Source organism: Frankia sp. CcMO1 (assembly GCF_977945845.1).
On sequence record NZ_CDWTMG010000362.1, the window covers coordinates 1 to 2,605 of the forward strand.

The following is a 2,605-nucleotide window of genomic DNA, read 5'->3' on the forward strand; positions in this document are numbered from 1 at the left end:
TTCGTGCGGGGTCGATCCAGGGTGGGGGAAGGAACTCGGGCCGGCGGTCGGGGCCGAGCCGGACGGTCCAACCCTGGTGGTGCACGAACCGGTGATGATATCCGCACAGCAATACCAGATTGTCGAGCGAGGTTTCTCCGCCGTCTATCCAATGACGAACATGGTGAATTTCACACCACGACGACGGACGATCACACCCCGGATACGCGCAGCAGACATCGCGGGCGATGACGGCGCGACGCAGATCCGCCGGTGCGGTCCGGTAGGCACGACCGACATCCAACGGAACGCTGGCCGCATCGAACAGCACCCGGCCGACCGAGGCGTCGCAGGCCAGGCGGCGCAGCACACCGGCCGGCAGCGGCTGACCCCAGCCGGTCGAGGCCGGAGGCCCGCCGTGGCCGAGCAGCGCCGCCCACGGCACGGTCACCGTCAGATGCGGGTGCACCCCACCGGTCACGGGCAGAACGCCGGCACCGAGCACGCGGTGGAACAGCTCGACGAAGGCGTCGGCACGCCGCCGCGCCGGGGAACGCGGATCGGCGGCGCCGTCATCGCCGGGGCGGGGTCCGGCCAGCGGATCCAACGCCGAACGCAGCAGGGCGGCGGCCTCGGCATCAAGGGTGCCGCTGATCCGCGTGATCCCGCCCGGGAGGTCGGTCAACCACAGACCCCGCCGGTCCGCAGGATCACCACCGGGACCCGGCACACCGTCCCGGTTGTCCGTGCCGCTCCGACTGTCCGTGCCGCCCGCACCGTCCTGGCTGTCCGGGTCGTTGTGGTGACCGTTGTCGGTGGGCCCGTCGCCGCCGGGGCTGGTATCGATCTGGGTGAGCTGTTCGCGCAGGTGCCGGCCGAGACGGGCTAGCTCCGCGGGGTCGAACATCCCGGCCAGCTCCAGCAGCGAAGCCTCCGCGGCGGTATACACCTCGGCGCCAAGGCCGCGCGGCAGGGAACGCAGCGCCAGGTGGATCTCCCACGCTTGCTCTACAGTGATCACACCGGCGGTCAGGGCGGCGCCGGTCGCGGCCAGCGGGCCATCCACGGCAATCGCGAGATCAAGCAGACGCCGGGCGTCGACGGGACGCATCCGCAGCCGTTCCCGCAGCAACGCCGCCGTACCGGCCGCGCCCTCCCGCGCGGACAGGTTCCGCCCATGAGCCTCCCGCACCAGTGCGAGCCGCACCGCGGCCAGGCGGGCCAGCTCCACCGAACAGTCGTCCAGGGCGCCGTACAACTCGGCGTCCGACAACGACCACACCGGCGCCTCCACCAGGCCACCCACCTGACCGGCCACCCCCACCAACCCGGACAGCACCCGATGCTGCCCGGCGGCCGGATCGGCGGCGGTCATGGATCAAGCGTAGATCACCCCACCTCGGATGTCGAACCTATGTTCGATTACCGTTACTCGGTGCTGTGGTTGCCGAGCGGGCAGGAAGGCCGTTTCGTCCATGCGTGACGGGCAGGGCGGTGCGTGACGGGCAGGGCGGTGCGTGACGGGCAGGGCGGTGCGGGTCACGTCGAGGGTGACGCACCTTGAGGCGGTCGGCCGTGGCGGAGATCCGCGGTACCCGCTTCTCGGGACTCCACTGGTAGGCGACGGTGGACAGGTGCGGGCGGCCGGCCGGTCGTGCGCTCGGTGATGCTCAGCGGCTCGTGTGCGCGGCAGTTCACCTCACCGGGCGGGCCGGCGCAGCACGGCGAACGCGACGGCGAAGGCGGTGGCGAGCAGTCCGAGGCCGACGGTGAAGGCCAGACGGTATCCGCCGGTCAACGCCGTGGCCCGGCTCTCGCCCCGGGCGAGCAGTCCGTCGGTGCGGGCGGCGGCCAGGGCGGACAGCACCGCTACGCCCATCGCCATGCCGATCTGCTGGGCGGTGTTGAACAGGCCGGAGGCGAGTCCGGCGTCGTCGTCACCGGCGCCGGACATGCTGAGCGTCGTCAGCGCCGGCAGGGCGAGCCCGAAGCCCGCGGTGAACAGCATCACCGGAAGCAGGTCGGTGAGGTAGTGCGCGTGCACGGGTACGCGGGTGAGCAGCCCGAGAACCCCGGCGAGAAGCACCAGCCCCGCCAGCAGGACGGTGTGTTCCCCGAGGCGGGCGATCAGCCGGGCGGACACGCCCAGCGACACCGCGCCGATGACGCCCGCCGCCGGGAGCATCGCGAGGCCGGTCTTGGCAGCGCTGTAGCCGAGTACGTTCTGCAGGTAGAGGGCGACGAGGATCTGGAACGAGAACATCGTGGCGACCATCAGAACCTGGATCAGGTTGGCGCCCGCGACCCCGCGTGATCGGAGAATCCGCAACGGCATGAGCGGGGTCCTCGCGGTAGCTTGACAGGGTAGAGAACATTAGCGATGGCGATCATGCCCTCTGCATCAGGGGACGTCGTGGCCGCCATTTTGATCTCTGCGTTCCTAAGGAGTCGGTCCCGGATGATCAATTCAGGGTCGAGCGAAGAGGGTAGCTCGGGTACGGTCGCCCAGACGGTCGGGCAGTTCGGTCAACGGGGCCCAGCGGTAGTCAGTGACCTCCTCCAGTTGCAGCGCGACATTGGCGTTGTCGGCTGGCGGATCGATGGCCAGGAGGAAGCGAAGATCATA

The 2,605-nt window shown here is 70.2% G+C and carries 1 protein-coding gene and 1 pseudogene; both read right to left on the reverse strand.

Annotated features, from left to right (window positions below; all coding sequences use genetic code 11):
• On the reverse strand, positions 1–1,354 hold a 1,354-nt coding region (locus tag AC08OU_RS23790; RefSeq protein WP_476605868.1), incomplete at its 3' end, for an HNH endonuclease signature motif containing protein.
• Positions 1,355–1,678: 324 nt separating this feature from the next.
• A pseudogene (locus AC08OU_RS23795) lies at positions 1,679–2,317 on the reverse strand (MFS transporter); the annotation flags it as partial.
• Positions 2,318–2,605: the final 288 nt, after the last annotated feature.